The sequence below is a fragment of the Rathayibacter sp. AY1C2 genome (assembly GCF_002931195.1).
In the GTDB taxonomy this organism is placed as follows: Bacteria; Actinomycetota; Actinomycetes; order Actinomycetales; family Microbacteriaceae; genus Rathayibacter.
On sequence record NZ_PSWG01000006.1, the window covers coordinates 51,269 to 65,297 of the forward strand.

Genomic DNA, 14,029 nt, shown 5'->3' on the forward strand with positions numbered 1-14,029 from the left:
CGGGCGATCCGGCGCGTGGTGGATCGCCGCCCGCACCGTCGCGGACAGCAGCCCCACGTTACGCCCTGCGCTCGCGCCTACGGCAGCGGGACGACGGCGCGCTGCGTCTCGCGGACCCACTCCTCGAGCTTGGCCGTGGCGGCCCCGGAGTCGACGGCCTCCGCCGCGCGGTCCATCGACGTCCGCAGGCGCTCCAGGACGGGCGTGCGCACCAGGTCCGGGTCGCGCGCCAGGTCGAACGCCGCGAGGCCCGCGGCCGCGTTCAGAAGGACGATGTCGCGGACGGGGCCGCCGTCTCCCGCGAGCACCGAGCGCACCACGCTCGCGTTGTAGGCGGCGTCGCGGCCGCGCAGCTCGTCGATCCGCGCGCGGGGCAGGCCCAGGTCGCGCGGGTCGAGGTCGTGCTCGACCACGGAGCCGCGCGACACCTCCCAGATGTGGCTGTGACCCGTGGTGGTGAGCTCGTCGAGGCCGTCGTCCCCGCGGAACACCAGAGCCGTCGCCCCGCGCGTCCGGAACACGCCGACGACCAGCGGCACCCGGTCGAGGTGCGCCACTCCGACCGCCGAGGCCTCGGGACGCGCCGGATTGCAGAGCGGGCCGAGGAAGTTGAACACCGTCGGCACGCCCAGCTCGGCGCGCACCGGACCGGCGTGCCGGAAGCCGGGGTGGAAGAGGGACGCGAAGACGAAGGCGATCCCCGTCCGCCGGAACACCTCGGCCACCCGCTCGGGAGAGAGGGAGAGGTCGACCCCGAGTGCCGCGAGCACGTCGGAGGAGCCGGAGGAGGAGGACGCGGCCTTGTTCCCGTGCTTCACGACGGGCGTGCCGGCGGCGGCCGCGATGATCGACGCGGTGGAGGAGATGTTGACGGTCCCGAAGCGGTCCCCGCCCGTCCCGACGATGTCCAGGGCCATCGGGTCCACGTCCAGCGGCACCGCGTGGTCGAGGATCGCGTCGCGGAAGCCGACGATCTCGTCGACGGTCTCGCCCTTCGCCCGGAGGGCCACCAGCAGTCCGGCGAGCTGCGCCGGAGTCGCCGCGCCCTCCATCACCTGCTCCATGGCCCACGTCGCCTCGGAGACGCTCAGATCGGAGGACTCGAGGAGTGCGCTGAGAACGTGCGGCCAGGACAGGGTTTCCGACATGGCTCCCAGATTATGCGACGAGGATCGCCTCCCGGCTAGTGCGACTTCCCTCCCCTGCCATCGGCCATAATGGTCTGTGTGACGAGCACCTCTCTCTCCCCCACGGCCACCGCGCCCGTAGTGAACCGACCCAACCCGGTCGCGGTCGGAACGATCGTCTGGCTGGGCAGCGAGGTCATGTTCTTCGCCGGCCTCTTCGCGATCTACTTCACCCTGCGCAGCACCTCCCCCGAGCTCTGGGGCGCCGAGACCCAGATCCTCAACGTCCCCTACGCGGGCGTGAACACGGTGATCCTCGTGGCCTCGTCGTTCAGCTGCCAGTTCGGCGTGTTCGCCGCCGAGCGGCTGCAGCCGCGTGCGACGGGCCTCAGCCCGTTCAAGTGGGGCATGGTCGAGTGGTTCTTCCTCACCTACGCCCTGGGCGCGGTCTTCGTCTCCGGCCAGGTGCTCGAGTACGCGACCCTCGTCTCCGAGGGCGTCACGCTCTCCAGCAACGCCTACGGCTCCGCCTTCTACCTGACGACCGGCTTCCACGCCCTGCACGTCACCGGCGGCCTCATCGCGTTCCTCCTCGTCATCGGCCGCGGCTTCGCGGTCAAGAACTTCGGCCACAAGGAGGCGACGAGCGCCATCGTCGTCTCGTACTACTGGCACTTCGTCGACGTCGTCTGGGTCGGCCTGTTCGCCGTCATCTACTTCCTCAAGTGACGCGCCCGCCGATGCCCCACTCCACTCCCGACCCCCGCAGGAAGGACGCCTCGATGGCCTCCCCGAAGACGAAGAGCCGAGCCAAGAAGGGTCGCCGCCACCCGCTCGCCACCCTGGCCCTGATCGCCATCGGCCTCGGGCTCACCGGCGGGACCTACGCCGCGGTCGGCGTCGCGACGTCCGCCTCCGCGGAGACGTCGTCCACCAGCCAGCAGACGATCGACGAGGGCTCGAAGCTCTTCGCCGCGAACTGCGCCACCTGCCACGGCCTCGACGCCGCGGGCACCGACAACGCTCCCTCCCTCATCGGAGTGGGCGCGGCGTCGGTCGACTTCCAGGTCGGCACCGGCCGCATGCCGATGCAGATGCACGGCCCCCAGGCGCTCGAGAAGCCGGTGCAGTTCACCGACGAGCAGGTCGGCGAGCTCGCCGCCTACGTCGCGTCGCTGGCCCCCGGCCCCGCGATCCCCGAGGGCGAGGTCCTCGACGGACAGGGCGACGCGGCGAACGGCGCCGAGCTGTTCCGCATCAACTGCGCCATGTGCCACAACGTCGCCGGGGCCGGCGGCGCGCTCACCGAGGGCAAGTTCGCTCCCCCGCTGGGCGGCGTGACCGAGGCGCACATCTACGAGGCGATGGTCACCGGCCCGCAGAACATGCCGGTCTTCAACGACCTGAACATCTCGCCCGAGGACAAGCGCGACATCATCTCGTACCTCAAGTACATCGAGGCCAACCCGTCCCCGGGCGGATTCGCGCTCGGCTCCCTCGGGCCGGTCGCAGAGGGCCTGTTCCTCTGGATCTTCGGCCTCGGCGCGATCGTGGCCTTGACGGTGTGGATCACCGCCCGATCCAACTAGACGACTGCAGCGCCCTGACGGGCGCGACTGACCCACGGCACCGACTGGTGCCGACACGGCGTGAAAAGGAGAACCATGGCAGAGCACGATGAGGGTGGCACGGACCTCGCCACCTCGTCGGCCACCGGGCACGGAACGGCTCCGGCCGGCACCGCGGTCGTGACGCGGGACCGCGTCCAGGACCCGGGCCTCCCGCCGCACCGCCCCCGGATGACCGACCTCGACCCCAAGGTCGAGAAGCGTGCCGAGCGCACGGTGTACACGCTCTTCTACCTCTCCTTCGCGGGCTCGATCTTCGCGGTCGCCGCCTACATGGCGTTCCCGATCACCGAGGACGTCGCGTCGGTCCGGCTGAACACGCTGTTCATCGGCCTGGGCATGTCCCTCGCGCTCCTGGGCATCGGCATCGCCGCCGTCCACTGGGGCAAGCAGCTGATGTCGGACCACGAGGGCATCGACATCCGCCACCCCGTCCGCAGCGCGGAGCCCACCCGCGCCCGTGCGCTCGAGATCTTCGACCAGTCCGACAAGGAGTCCGGCTTCGGCCGCCGCTCCCTCGTCCGGAACAGCCTGATCGCCTCCCTCGTCGTGTTCCCCCTGCCCGCCGTGATCCTGTTCCGGGGCCTCGGCCCGCAGGACCAGAACCCCGTCGCCCTCCTCAAGACCACCCTGTGGGAAGAGGGCACGAGGCTCACCCTGGACCCGTCGGGAGCGCCGATCCTCGCATCGGACGTCACCCTCGGATCCGCCTTCCACGTCATCCCCGAGGGCCTCAACGACGCCGAGGGCAAGCTGGAGGAGAAGGCCAAGGCCGCCGTCCTCCTGATGCGCCTGAAGCCGGAGGACCTCATCGTCAGTGAGGGTCGCGAGACCTGGAACTACGACGGAATCGTCGCCTACTCCAAGATCTGCACGCACGTCGGCTGCCCTGTGGCGCTGTACGAGCAGCAGACCCACCACCTGCTGTGCCCGTGCCACCAGTCGCAATTCGACATCACGCGCGAGGCCGCCGTCATCTTCGGCCCGGCGAAGCGTCCGCTTCCGCAGCTCCCCATCACCGTCGACGCCGAGGGTTACCTGGTCGCCAGAAGCGACTTCACGGAGCCCGTCGGACCGTCCTTCTGGGAGCGATGACTCACATGTCCACCACCACCCCCTCACGCCCCTCCAGCTCCCCCGCGGAGCCCGAGGACGGCGTCATCCTCGGATCCGGCAAGTTCCAGAAGGGGTACGTCGGAGCGGCGTCGAACTACATCGACGAGCGCACGAGCATCTCCGCGGTCGTCAAGGAGTTCGGTCGCAAGATCTTCCCCGACCACTGGTCCTTCCTCCTCGGCGAGGTCGCGCTCTACAGCTTCGTCATCATCCTGCTGTCGGGCACCTTCCTCACCTTCTTCTTCCAGGCCTCGATGGTCGAGACGCACTACGAGGGCAGCTACCTGCCCCTCAAGGGCATCGAGATGTCGGCGGCGATGTCGTCCTCGCTCGACATCTCCTTCGACATCCGCGGCGGCCTGCTGATGCGGCAGATCCACCACTGGGCGGCACTGCTGTTCGTGGCCTCGATCGGCCTGCACATGCTGCGCATCTTCTTCACCGGTGCGTTCCGCAAGCCCCGCGAGCTCAACTGGGTCATCGGCTTCGTCCTCTTCATCCTCGCGATGGCCGAGGGCTTCACCGGCTACTCGCTCCCCGACGACCTGCTCTCGGGCAACGGCCTCCGCATCATCGACGGCATGGTCAAGGGCATCCCGATCGTCGGCACCTGGATCTCGTTCCTGCTCTTCGGCGGCGAGTTCCCGGGCACCGACATCGTCGGCCGCCTCTACACGCTGCACATCCTGCTGCTGCCGGCGCTGGTGCTCGCGTTCATCGCCCTGCACCTCGTGTTCGTGGTCGTCCACAAGCACACCCAGTTCCCCGGTGCGGGCAAGACCGAGCAGAACGTCGTCGGCTACCCGGTGCTGCCGGTCTACGCCGCGAAGGCCGGTGGATTCTTCTTCATCGTCTTCGGCGTCGTCGTCCTCATCGCCTCGCTGTTCACGATCAACCCGATCTGGAACTACGGCCCGTACGACCCCTCGCCCGTCTCCGCGGGAACCCAGCCCGACTGGTACATCGGGTTCGCCGACGGCGCCCTGCGCCTCGTCCCGCCGGGACTCGAGTGGGCCATCCCGGGCATCGGAACCCTGTCGTTCAACATCCTGATCCCGCTCGTCGGTCTCGGACTGTTCATCGCCGTGGTCATGCTCTACCCGTTCCTCGAGGCGTGGATCACCGGTGACAAGCGCGAGCACCACCTGCTCGACCGTCCGCGCAACGCCGCGACCCGCACCGCGATCGGCGCCGCCGGAGTCAGCTTCTACGCCGTCCTCTGGGCCGCCGCCTCGTCCGACCTCATCGCGACGCACTTCCACCTCACGATGGAGGGCGTGATCCACAGCCTGCAGTTCCTGCTCATCGCGGGTCCGTTCATCGCGTACTTCATCACCAAGCGCATCTGCCTGGCGCTGCAGAAGAAGGACCGCGAAATCGCGCTGCACGGCTTCGAGTCCGGCCGCATCGTCCGCCTCCCCGGCGGCGAGTTCATCGAGGTGCACCAGCAGCTCGACGAGTACGAGCGCTGGAAGCTCGTCGGTCAGGACGAGTACGAGCCCCTGATGATCCGTCCGGACTCGCGTGGCCGCATCACCGCCCCGCAGCGCGTCCGCGCCGGCCTCTCCCGCTGGTTCTTCGAGGACCGGATCACCCCCGTCACCCAGAAGGAGCTCGAGAGCTCGCACAGCGAGCACTGATCCTCCCCCGAAGGGCCCGGACGTTCATTCGTCCGGGCCCTTCGTCGTTCCCGCAGCGGGGCGGCGCCTGTCCTCCGGCGCGGTTGGAGGTCGGCGGTGGACCGAGAGCCGGTGAGACCGGATCACAGCGCCTCGACGGCGACAAGCCGGCAGGAACGTGAGGCGATCCTCCGGACGGCGAGGCCCCCGCTCCGCGGATCACGAGATGCCATCTGACCGCCGAGCTGGAGACGTCCGCCTCCCTCGGATCACCGAGTGATTCAGCCTGTCTCCGTTGTCGCGGCGTCGTCGTCCGGTGAAGTCCCCGTCCCCGTCCACGTCGAGACACTCGGCATCGGTTCGAGGGCACCCGTCCCCAGCAGGCCTATCAGGACTGCCCTCCCCCCACTCACGGTCGAACCCTCTGTGATCGGCGACGGCGACGCTCGCCGGTGCGACCGAGGAGGCGACCTCCGGACATCGACGACCGTCGCTGCAGCGGCGTCTCAGGCTCCCTGTCGTCGCGCCGACCGGCACACAACCCGTTAGCAAGTACCGAGGAGCTCCACGAGCTGCAGGGGCGCGCGCGGTTCCGTCGGGGTGCAGGCTCCACTGGGTTCAGAACGGTGTGCAAGAGGCCCGCAGGGCGGCGCAGGCGCCAGAACAGGCGCAGCAGCCCCAGTACAGCCGCAGGCGCAGCAGTATCCGCGATCCGTAGCGCGCCACCGCCGTCGGCACGCCGACAGGCGCACAGGAGAGCCGCCACAGGCGTAGCCCGCTCACCCGCGACCGGAGCAGGAGCCGTCGCAGCGCAGACCCGTAGGGGTGATGACGCGGGCCGACGCTCCTGCTCGGCGCCGCCCGCTGCACTCCCCTGCGAGCTTCCACGTCGCGGGCCGTCGGGATGTGCCCCGACGAGTTCCTCCGCGCAGGACGCCTCGGTGTCCCGCCAGCATGACACCGCGAGAGATCCAGCTCACCTCGTCATCCCTCACTGAGCGGTCCCGGCCCTCACCGGGAGGTCCCGGCTCTCACCGGGAGGCCCGATCCGCCACCGATCGGCGAGTGCCGCCCCTGCACGAAGCCGAATGGCCGAGCCGACCGGGCCCCGACCGCGCGTCGCTTCCTCCTGGATAAGCGAAAGGGCCGGGTGCACAGAGCCGAAGCCCTCGTGCACCCGGCCCTCGGCCGTGCGATGCGCCCTAGCGGGCGAAGTATCCGCGGTAGTACTCGTACACCCAGCCGGCGATGGCGACCAGGAAGAGCCCGACGGCGATGTAGGTGATCCAGAACCCCACGGCAAGGCCGAGGAATCCGAGAGCCGCGGAACCGCCCAGGATCAGCGGCCACCAGCTCCACGGGCTGAAGAAGCCCAGCTCGGGGTCTCCGTCGTCGATGTCCGCATCGAGGCGGTCCTCGGGGAGCTCAGCACCCTGCGCCTTGTGGACGCGGCCGACGTAGAACGCGATGAACGCGCCCAGCACGGCCGAGAGGCCGATGCCGACGGTGCCGACCCACTCCACCTGGCCCGTGTCGAGCAGCGACCACACGATGTACGTGATGTCGGCGAGGAGGAAGAAGCCCGCGAGGAGCCAGAAGAGATTGACGTTGGCGCGCATGGCCCTACTTCACCGTGCCTTCGGACTTGTCGTACGTGGGGGCGTCCGGAGCGTCCTTCGCCGGACCGATTCCGACGGGGATGCCGGCCTCGGGGTGGTTGAGGTCGAACGCCGGGGCCTCGCTGCGGATGCGCGGGATCGAGGTGAAGTTGTGGCGGGGCGGCGGGCACGAGGTGGCCCACTCGAGCGACCGGGAGAAGCCCCACGGGTCGTTCACCGTCACCTTGGGCGCCTTGCGGGCGGTGATGTACACGTTCAGGAAGAACGGGATCAGCGACACCGCGAGGATCATCGCTCCGACCGTCGACACCTGGTTCATCCAGGTGAAGCCGTCCTCGGGCAGGTAGCTGGCGTAGCGGCGCGGCATGCCGACGACGCCCAGCCAGTGCTGGATGAGGAAGGTGGTGTGGAAGCCGATGAACAGCAGCCAGAAGTGCCACTTGCCCAGCGTCTCGTTCAGCATCTTGCCGGTCCACTTGGGCCACCAGAAGTAGAAGCCCGAGAACATCGCGAAGACGACGGTTCCGAACACGACGTAGTGGAAGTGCGCCACCACGAAGTACGAGTCCGAGACGTGGAAGTCGAGCGGGGGCGACGCGAGGATCACGCCGGTGAGTCCACCGAAGGTGAAGGTGATCAGGAAGCCGATCGCCCAGATCATCGGGGTCTCGAAGGTCACCGATCCGCGCCACATGGTGCCGACCCAGTTGAAGATCTTCACGCCGGTCGGAACCGCGATGAGCATGGTCATCAGCGAGAAGAACGGCAGCAGGACCGATCCGGTGACGTACATGTGGTGCGCCCACACCGTCACGGAGAGGGCGGCGATCGCGATGGTCGCGTAGATCAGCGTCTTGTAGCCGAAGATCGGCTTGCGGCTGAAGACCGGGAAGACCTCGGACACGATGCCGAAGAACGGCAGCGCGATGATGTACACCTCGGGGTGGCCGAAGAACCAGAACAGGTGCTGCCAGAGCAGGACACCGCCGTTGGCCGCATCGTAGATGTGGGCGTCGAACACCCGGTCGGCGCCGAGGGCGAACATCGCGGCGGCGAGCACCGGGAACGCGAGCAGCACGAGGATCGACGTCACCAGGATGTTCCAGGTGAAGATCGGCATCCGGAACATCGTCATGCCGGGGGCGCGCATCGTGATGATCGTCGTGATGAAGTTCACCGCGCCGAGGATCGTGCCGAAGCCCGAGAGCGCGAGGCCGAAGACCCAGAGATTGCCGCCGAGCCCTGGCGAGAACGTCGTGCTCGACAGTGGCGCGTACGCGAACCAGCCGAACGACGCCGCACCCTGCGGGGTGACGAATCCGGCGACCGCGATGAGCGAGCCGAAGCTGTAGAGCCAGTACGCGAAGGCGTTGAGGCGGGGGAACGCGACGTCGGGGGCGCCGATCTGCAGCGGCATCAGGACGTTGGCGAACCCGGCGAAGAGCGGCGTCGCGAACATCAGCAGCATGATCGTGCCGTGCATCGTGAACAGCTGGTTGTACTGCTCGCGCGTCTCGACCACGTTCAGGCCGGGCTCGAACAGCTGGGCGCGGATGACGAGTGCCATCACGCCGGCGATGCAGAAGTAGATGAACGACGTGATCAGGTACATGTACCCGATGACCTTGTGGTCGGTCGACGTCATCCAGCGGACGAGGACGTTCGCCTTGCGCTGGACCGGCGGAGTGCCGGCGGTGCGCGTCGGGCGGGGTGCCGTAGCGGTGCTCATGCTCCCTTACTCCTCGTTCTCGCGGGCCGGCGCGCCGGTTCCGGGAAGGTTCGAATTGCGGTTGTACTCGGCGCCGAGCTGACCGGTCTGGCCCGCGTCGCGCAGCGACTGGATGTAGTCGTCGTACTCGCCCTGCGAGACGACCTTGACGTTGAAGAGCATCGCGGAGTGGTACTCGCCGCAGAGCTCGGCGCACTTGCCCGCGTAAGTCCCCTCCTTGAGAGGCGTGACGTACATGTAGTTCGTCTTGCCGGGGATCATGTCCTTCTTGTAGAGGAAGTCGACGACCCAGAAGGAGTGGATCACGTCGCGCGCGTCGAGCTGGATCTTGATCTTCTGTCCGACGGGCAGGTAGAGCGTGGGGATCTCGGACTCGACGAGCGAGCCGGCGGCGTCTCCGCCCTCCTGGTACTGGCCCTGGATACCGGCGGAGTAGACGTCCTCGTCGACGTAGTTGAAGTCCCACGCCCACTGCTTGCCGTACACCTGGATGGTCTCGTCCGGGTCGTCGTAGGGCTGCTCGATAGCGGCCTGGTCGCGCGCGGTGAAGGCGAAGAAGCCGATCACGAGGATCAGCGGCACGATCGTGTAGAAGATCTCGATCGGCATGTTGTAGCGCAGCTGGACCGGCAGGCCGGTCTGCCCCTTGCGACGGCGGTAGACGACCACCGCCCAGATGGTGAGACCCCACGTGACGACGCCGACGGCGAGCAGGACGATCCAGGAGGTGACCCAGAGTCCGATGACGCGGTCGACGTGGTTCGTCGTGCCGGGTTCGGTGGGGAGCCAGCCCTGGAGCTGCTCTTGCGTGCAGCCCGCGAGGACGAGGGCGAGGGCTCCTGCGACGGGGGCAGCGACCCATCTGCGGATTCGGCGATTGAAGCGCACCGGTGACCTTTCGGAAGACTGGGGACCAGTTCACACGAAACTGTATTAGACCGGCTCCAGCCTACCCTTCCGCTCCGGCGGCCCGGTGCACGACGACCCGCTCTTGACGTCCCGGCCGAGTGGTGCAGTCATGACGAACGGCGCCCGACGGGCCACCGGGGTGGACTGTCGGACGCCGTTCGGAGGCGCTGCGGCCCGGGGCCGCGCGGCGTCAGTGGAAGCTGTCGCCGCAGGCGCAGCTGCCGCCCGCGTTGGGGTTGTCGATGGTGAAGCCCTGCTTCTGGATGGTGTCCTCGAAGTCGATCGAGGCGCCGTCGAGGTAGGGGACGCTCATCTTGTCGACGACGAGGCCGACGCCCTCGAACTCCACCGCGGCGTCGCCGTCGAGGGTGCGCTCGTCGAAGTAGAGCTGGTAGATGAGGCCGGAGCAGCCGCCGGGCTGCACCGCGACGCGCAGGCGCAGGTCGTCGCGGCCCTCCTGCTCGAGCAGGCTCTTGACCTTGGCGGCGGCGGTCGGGGTCATCGAGACGCCGTGGGCCGCGCTGGGCGGGGTGGCGAGGGGGGTCGCCGTCTGGTCGGTCAGTGTGTCTGACATGTCACTCCTCAGGGGACGGGCGGAACGGTCGTCGTGCCTTCCGGGATTCTACGGCTGCAACCCGGGTGGTCACCCGGGTATTCCACGACCGGTGGTCAGTCGCGGTGAGCGGCGGCGCGGAGCAGGAACAGCGCCTCGGTCTGCGCGGCGCGCTTGAAGACGCCCAGGTGAAGCGACTCGTTGGGGCTGTGCGCGCGCGAGTCGGGGTCCTCCACACCGGTGACGAGGATCTGAGCCTCGGGGAACTCGCGCACGAGGTCGGCGATGAACGGGATGCTCCCGCCGATCCCGGTCTCGAGGGGCTCGCGTCCCCACGCGTCGGCCATCGCGCCCTTCACCAGGTCCACGGCCCAGCCGCTCGCGTCGACCAGGAAGGGGCTGCCGGTGTCGACGTCCTCGACCGCGAGGTGTGCGCCGAACGGGGAGTTCGCCCGCAGGTGGCTCTCGATCGCGGCGAAGGCCTCCTCCGCGTCCTGGCCGGGGGCGATGCGGGCGCTGATCTTCACGCGCACGGACGGGACGAGGGTGTTGGAGGCGTCGACGACGCTGGGCGCGTCGATCCCGGTGACCGTGACGGCCGGCTTCGACCACAGGCGCGAGAGGATCGCGCCGGTGCCGATCGGCGAGACCCCGTCGAGCAGCCCGGAGTCGCGGCGGAGGTCCTCCTCGGTCGTCTCGGGCACCGCTCCGTCGTGCTCGGTGAGGCCGGCGACGGCGACCGAGCCGTCCTCGTTCCAGAGCGTCGCGAGCAGTCGGACCGCCGCGAGCATCGCGTCCGGGACCGCTCCGCCGAGCATGCCCGAGTGCGAGGCGTGCGCGAGAGTGCTGACGGTGAGGGTGAAGGTGACGTTGCCGCGCAGGCCCACCGTCAGCGAGGGGGTGTCGACGTCCCAGTTGTCGCTGTCGGCGACGATGATCGCATCCGCGCGGAGGGCGTCGTGGTGCTCGCGGAGGAAGGTGGGGAACGAGCGCGACCCGAACTCCTCCTCCCCCTCGATGAAGAGGACGAGCCCGAGGTCGTGGTCCTCGCCCGCGACCTCGCGGAGTGCGCGCACCGCGGCGAGGTGGGACACGACTCCCGCCTTGTCGTCGGCGGCACCGCGCCCGTACAGGCGGTCGCCGCGCACGGTCGGCTCGAACGGAGGCGTCTCCCACGCCGACTCGGCGCCCTGCGGCTGCACGTCGTGGTGGGCGTAGAGGAGGACGGTCGGCGCTCCGTTGCGGGCGGCGCGGGTGGCCAGGACGGCAGGCTGGCCGAGCACGTCGGTGCCGTCGATCGTGGCGCTGTGGATCGCGACGTCATCGAAGACGCCCGTCTCGCGCGCGAGCTCGGCGATGGCCTCGGCGCTGGCGGCCACGCGGGTCGCGTCGAAGCCGTCCCACGAGACGGACGGGATCCGCACGAGCTGCCCGAGCTGGGCGAGCGAGCGCGGCAGATCGTCGCGGACGGCGGCGAGGACGGCCTCCTCGTCGGAGGAGAGTGCGGGCGGAGTCGGAGCGTCGTGAGCCATGGAGGTAATCTTAAGAGACCCCCGATTCCAAGGACGTTCCCCGTGGCCAAGCACCCGATCGCAACCGACACGCCCGACGACGCCGGCTCCCCCGGCCCCGGGAAGGGCCGGCCGACGCCGACCCGGCGCGAGCAGGAGCTGGCCCGCAAGCGTCCGCTGGTCGTCACCGACCGCAAGCAGGCCGCCCGCGACGCCCGCGAGAAGGCCGCCGTGTCACGCGAGCAGGCCCGCATCGGCCTGGCCGCCGGCGACCAGCGCTACCTGCCGCTGCGCGACAAGGGTCCTCAGCGCAAGTTCGTGCGCGACTGGGTCGACGCACGCTTCAGCCTCGGCGAGTTCCTCATCCCGGTGATGGTCGTCGTCCTGCTGCTGAGCTTCTTCCCGCAGCCGGAGCTGCAGTACGCGACGCTCGTCATCCTCTGGGTGTTCTTCCTCCTCGCGGTGATCGACTGCATCCTCCTCGGCATGCGGATGCGCCGGAAGCTCGCCGAGCGCTACGGCGCCGACAAGGTCGAGAAGGGCATCCGCTGGTACGCCGCGATGCGCGCCCTCCAGCTGCGCGTCATGCGACTGCCGAAGCCCCAGGTCAAGCGCCGCGCCTTCCCCGAGTAGTCGGACGGCGGACCACGAAGGGCCCCTGCGGTCGCGCCTCGCGCGGCTCCGGGGCCCTTCGTCGTGCACGGCGGGTCAGGAGGCGCGGGCCAGTCCCCGGTTGATGTCCCGAGCCCACAGGGGCCCGCGGTAGATGAAGGCGGTGTAGCCCTGGACGAGGGTGGCGCCCGCGTCGAGGCGCTCGCGCACGTCCTCGGCCGTCTCGACTCCTCCGACGGAGATCACGCAGAAAGCCGCGGGGACCACGCCCCGGATCACGCGGAGCACCTCGAGCGAGCGCGCGGCCAGCGGGGCACCGGAGAGGCCGCCGGCGCCGGCCGCCTCGACCACGGCACGATCGGTCGAGAGGCCCTCCCGGGAGAGCGTCGTGTTGGTCGCGATGATCCCGTCCAGACTCAGGCGGACGGCGAGCTCGGCGACCCGGCCGACCTCGTCGTCGGAGAGGTCGGGGGCGATCTTGACCAGCAGGGGCGTCGTGTCGGCGGCGTCCTTGACGGCCGCGAGGAGCGGCTCGAGGCGGTCGATCTCCTGCAGGCCGCGGAGCCCGGGGGTGTTCGGCGAGCTGACGTTCACGACGAGGTAGTCGGCGAGCGGCGCGAGAAGGCGCGTGCTGATCAGGTAGTCCTCGATCGCGTCGTCCACCTCGACCACCCGGCTCTTGCCGATGTTGACGCCGATCACGGGGCGGCGGCGCGCGCTGCGCAGCCGGATCAGCCGCAGCGCCGCGGCCTCGGCCCCGTGGTTGTTGAAGCCCATCCGGTTGACGACGGCGCGGTCCGCGATCAGCCGGAAGAGGCGCGGCCGGTCGTTGCCCGGCTGCGCCCGCGCGGTCAGGGTCCCGACCTCGACGTGTCCGAAGCCGAGCGCACCGAAGCCCAGGACCGCGGTGGCGTCCTTGTCGAAGCCGGCCGCGACGCCGAACGGGGTCTCGAAGCGGAGCCCGAGCGTCTCGACCGCGGGCGTTCCGCGCGGGACGGTGGTCCGGCGCAGGACCGGAGCGAGGGCTCCGAGGGCCCGGATCACCGGGAAGCTCAGGTGGTGCGCCCGCTCCGGGTCGAGGCGGCGCAGGACGGTGCGGAACAGGAGCGGGTACACCCGGGCCTCAGATCTCGTCGGCGCTGTGGGGCACGGAGGTGCGCTCGGCGCGGAGCAGGGTGATCGCAGACTCGAAGTCGTCCAGCGAGTCGAACGCCTGGTAGACGCTCGCGAAGCGGAGGTAGGCCACCTCGTCGAGCTCGCGCAGCGGCGGCAGGATGGCGAGGCCGATGTCGTTCGCGTCGATCTGCGACGCGCCCGTGGAGCGGATGCTCTCCTCCACCCGCTGCGCGAGGACGGCGAGATCGGTGTCGGTGACGGGCCGGCCCTGGCAGGCCTTCCGGACGCCGCTGACGATCTTCTCGCGGCTGAACGGCTCCACGACTCCGCTGCGCTTGATCACGACGAGGCTCGCGGTCTCGGTCGTCGAGAAGCGCCGGCCGCACGACGGGCACTGCCGGCGGCGGCGGATCGAGAGGCCGTCGTCGCTCGTGCGCGAGTCGATCACTCGGGAGTCGGGGTGCCGGCAGAAGGGGCAGAACATCGAGGG

The 14,029-nt window shown here is 69.5% G+C and carries 13 protein-coding genes; 5 read left to right on the forward strand and 8 right to left on the reverse strand.

The window, feature by feature from the left end; genetic code table 11:
• Positions 1-77: 77 nt before the first annotated feature.
• Positions 78-1,148, reverse strand: a complete 1,071-nt coding sequence (trpD, locus tag C5C55_RS06555) for an anthranilate phosphoribosyltransferase (protein ID WP_104225357.1) — start codon at positions 1,146-1,148, stop codon at positions 78-80.
• A 69-nt stretch (positions 1,149-1,217) separates the two neighbouring features.
• Here trpD and C5C55_RS06560 point away from each other — a divergent pair, with 69 nt between their 5' ends.
• From C5C55_RS06560 to C5C55_RS06575, 4 genes are all read left to right on the forward strand, one after another.
• The gene (locus C5C55_RS06560; RefSeq protein ID WP_104224647.1) at positions 1,218-1,856 is read left to right on the forward strand and encodes a heme-copper oxidase subunit III; all 639 of its coding nucleotides are present in this window, start codon (positions 1,218-1,220) and stop codon (positions 1,854-1,856) included.
• Positions 1,857-1,909: 53 nt separating this feature from the next.
• Positions 1,910-2,716 (forward strand): c-type cytochrome, encoded by an 807-nt coding sequence (locus C5C55_RS06565; RefSeq protein ID WP_104224648.1) that lies wholly within the window; start codon positions 1,910-1,912, stop codon positions 2,714-2,716.
• Between the two features lie 75 nt (positions 2,717-2,791).
• Complete coding sequence (locus tag C5C55_RS06570; protein ID WP_104225358.1) at positions 2,792-3,850, forward strand: ubiquinol-cytochrome c reductase iron-sulfur subunit; 1,059 nt, start codon at positions 2,792-2,794, stop codon at positions 3,848-3,850.
• Positions 3,851-3,855: 5 nt separating this feature from the next.
• The gene (locus C5C55_RS06575; RefSeq protein ID WP_104224650.1) at positions 3,856-5,511 is read left to right on the forward strand and encodes a ubiquinol-cytochrome c reductase cytochrome b subunit; all 1,656 of its coding nucleotides are present in this window, start codon (positions 3,856-3,858) and stop codon (positions 5,509-5,511) included.
• Positions 5,512-6,692: 1,181 nt separating this feature from the next.
• Here C5C55_RS06575 and C5C55_RS06580 read toward each other — a convergent pair.
• The 5 genes from C5C55_RS06580 to C5C55_RS06600 form a co-directional block, all read right to left on the reverse strand.
• On the reverse strand, positions 6,693-7,109 hold the full coding sequence (locus C5C55_RS06580) for a cytochrome c oxidase subunit 4 (RefSeq protein WP_104224651.1): 417 nt from the start codon (positions 7,107-7,109) through the stop codon (positions 6,693-6,695).
• 4 nt (positions 7,110-7,113) lie between these two features.
• Positions 7,114-8,838, reverse strand: a complete 1,725-nt coding sequence (gene ctaD, locus C5C55_RS06585; RefSeq protein ID WP_104224652.1) for a cytochrome c oxidase subunit I — start codon at positions 8,836-8,838, stop codon at positions 7,114-7,116.
• A gap of 6 nt (positions 8,839-8,844) precedes the next feature.
• On the reverse strand, positions 8,845-9,726 hold the full coding sequence (coxB, locus tag C5C55_RS06590) for a cytochrome c oxidase subunit II (protein WP_104224653.1): 882 nt from the start codon (positions 9,724-9,726) through the stop codon (positions 8,845-8,847).
• Positions 9,727-9,937: 211 nt separating this feature from the next.
• On the reverse strand, positions 9,938-10,321 hold the full coding sequence (erpA, locus tag C5C55_RS06595) for an iron-sulfur cluster insertion protein ErpA (RefSeq protein WP_104224654.1): 384 nt from the start codon (positions 10,319-10,321) through the stop codon (positions 9,938-9,940).
• A 95-nt stretch (positions 10,322-10,416) separates the two neighbouring features.
• A complete protein-coding gene (locus tag C5C55_RS06600) occupies positions 10,417-11,832 on the reverse strand; it encodes a dipeptidase (RefSeq protein ID WP_104233338.1) in 1,416 nt (471 codons plus the stop codon).
• A 42-nt stretch (positions 11,833-11,874) separates the two neighbouring features.
• Between C5C55_RS06600 and C5C55_RS06605 the strand changes: the two genes are divergently transcribed.
• Positions 11,875-12,444, forward strand: a complete 570-nt coding sequence (locus C5C55_RS06605) for a DUF3043 domain-containing protein (protein ID WP_181067792.1) — start codon at positions 11,875-11,877, stop codon at positions 12,442-12,444.
• A 75-nt stretch (positions 12,445-12,519) separates the two neighbouring features.
• Here the strand turns inward: C5C55_RS06605 and C5C55_RS06610 are convergent, their stop codons facing one another.
• Both C5C55_RS06610 and nrdR read right to left on the reverse strand, forming a co-directional pair.
• The gene (locus tag C5C55_RS06610) at positions 12,520-13,539 is read right to left on the reverse strand and encodes a quinone-dependent dihydroorotate dehydrogenase (RefSeq protein ID WP_104233339.1); all 1,020 of its coding nucleotides are present in this window, start codon (positions 13,537-13,539) and stop codon (positions 12,520-12,522) included.
• 7 nt (positions 13,540-13,546) lie between these two features.
• Complete coding sequence (gene nrdR / locus C5C55_RS06615) at positions 13,547-14,023, reverse strand: transcriptional regulator NrdR (RefSeq protein ID WP_104224657.1); 477 nt, start codon at positions 14,021-14,023, stop codon at positions 13,547-13,549.
• Positions 14,024-14,029: the final 6 nt, after the last annotated feature.

Excerpts from the sequence above, each read along its gene's own strand:
- trpD (WP_104225357.1), bottom strand. The coding sequence starts at position 1,148 with ATGTCGGAAACCCTGTCCTGGCCGCACGTTCTCAGCGCACTCCTCGAG.
- C5C55_RS06575 (WP_104224650.1), top strand. The coding sequence starts at position 3,856 with ATGTCCACCACCACCCCCTCACGCCCCTCCAGCTCCCCCGCGGAGCCC.
- ctaD (WP_104224652.1), bottom strand. The coding sequence starts at position 8,838 with ATGAGCACCGCTACGGCACCCCGCCCGACGCGCACCGCCGGCACTCCG.
- C5C55_RS06580 (WP_104224651.1), bottom strand. The coding sequence starts at position 7,109 with ATGCGCGCCAACGTCAATCTCTTCTGGCTCCTCGCGGGCTTCTTCCTC.
- C5C55_RS06600 (WP_104233338.1), bottom strand. The coding sequence starts at position 11,832 with ATGGCTCACGACGCTCCGACTCCGCCCGCACTCTCCTCCGACGAGGAG.
- C5C55_RS06565 (WP_104224648.1), top strand. The coding sequence starts at position 1,910 with ATGGCCTCCCCGAAGACGAAGAGCCGAGCCAAGAAGGGTCGCCGCCAC.
- nrdR (WP_104224657.1), bottom strand. The coding sequence starts at position 14,023 with ATGTTCTGCCCCTTCTGCCGGCACCCCGACTCCCGAGTGATCGACTCG.
- C5C55_RS06570 (WP_104225358.1), top strand. The coding sequence starts at position 2,792 with ATGGCAGAGCACGATGAGGGTGGCACGGACCTCGCCACCTCGTCGGCC.
- C5C55_RS06560 (WP_104224647.1), top strand. The coding sequence starts at position 1,218 with ATGGTCTGTGTGACGAGCACCTCTCTCTCCCCCACGGCCACCGCGCCC.
- erpA (WP_104224654.1), bottom strand. The coding sequence starts at position 10,321 with ATGTCAGACACACTGACCGACCAGACGGCGACCCCCCTCGCCACCCCG.